Annotated in this window: 1 protein-coding gene; it reads left to right on the top strand. The window is 66.6% G+C overall.

The window, feature by feature from the left end:
* Positions 1–41: 41 nt before the first annotated feature.
* Positions 42–1,387: condensation domain-containing protein (locus JW364_RS23970; RefSeq protein WP_307814829.1), on the top strand; the 1,346-nt coding region annotated here is incomplete at its 3' end.

Below are 1,387 nucleotides of genomic sequence, written 5' to 3'. Positions count from 1 at the left end.
AGTTCGACACCGACAGCGCTGCCTACAACATCCCGTTGGCGGTGCGTTTGTCGGGCGAGCTGGACCTTGCCGCTCTTGAGCGCGCGGTATCCGATGTGGTGACCCGGCATGAGGTCCTCCGCACCGTCTACCCGACAGGTCCGGAAGGCCCGTACCAGCGAATCTGTTCGGTCGGCGAGGTGGACCTGTCCCTGCCGACGGTTCGGGTCACCGAAAGCGAGATAGTCTCGCGTGTCACAAAATTCGCGATGCGCGGGTTCGATGTGACCGCCGCGCCGCCGGTGCGGACCACCGTCGTGGAGATCTCGCCGACCGAGCACGTGCTGATGGTCGTCATGCACCACATCGCCTCCGACGGTGCGTCGGTCGCGCCGCTGGCACGCGACATCATGGTGGCCTACAACGCACGATCACGCGATGACGCAGCCCCGCAGTGGACGCCGCTGCCAGTGCAGTACGCGGACTACGCCCTATGGCAGTTGCAGCGACTGGGCACCCCGGATGATCCGGAATCGTTAGCGCGCAAGCAGGCCGACTACTGGCGCGGGCAGCTCGCGGGTCTGCCGGAGGTCCTGGACCTGCCGATGGACCGGCCTCGCCCGGCGGTGCAGTCGGCCGCGGGTGCAGAGCTGGCGTTCGTCATCGACGCCGACCGGCACGCCCGTCTGCTCGACCTCGCCCGTGCCCGCAACGCGAGCTTGTTCATGGTGTTGCACACCGCCTTCGCGGTGACGCTGTCCCGTCTGTCGCGCGAACGCGACATCGCGATCGGTACGCCGGTGGCCGGTCGGGGCGAGCAGGTTCTCGACGACTTGGTGGGCATGTTCGTCAACACCCTGGTGCTGCGGACCGTTGTCGAGTCCGACTCGAGTTTCGCTGATCTCCTCGACGCCGCACGCGAGGTCGACCTGTCGGCGTTCACCCATGCCGACATGCCGTTCGAGCAGATGCTGGAACTCCTCGAGGTGGAGCGGTCGACCGCGTACTCGCCGCTGTTCCAGGTCATGTTCACCATGCAGAACAACGCACAGGCGACGTTCGAACTGCCCGGACTCACCGTCAGCGGTGTTCCGGCCGCGGCCGACATCTCCCGCTTCGATCTGCAGCTCACCGTCGCTGACGCCCGCGACGCCGACGGTGCCGCAGCGGATCTCGAGGCGACGCTGACCTATGCGACCGCATTGTTCGACGCCTCGACGGTGGCCGGTTTCGGCGACACCTTCGTGCGTGTTCTCGACGCGGTCGTCGCCGACCCGGCCTGCCCCGTGGGTGATGTCGAGATTGCCGATGCCGCCGATCTCGGGGCCATCGCACAGGTCAACGAGACCTCGCAAGCCGTCGTCGGTTCGACGTTGGTGGAGTTGTTCGAGCAGCAGGTTCTGCGTAC

Origin of the sequence: Gordonia sp. BP-119 (genome assembly GCF_016924115.1) — a bacterium.
GTDB classification, from domain to species: Bacteria; Actinomycetota; Actinomycetes; order Mycobacteriales; family Mycobacteriaceae; genus Gordonia; species Gordonia hongkongensis.
This window is presented reverse-complemented; position numbering and strand designations above follow the sequence as displayed.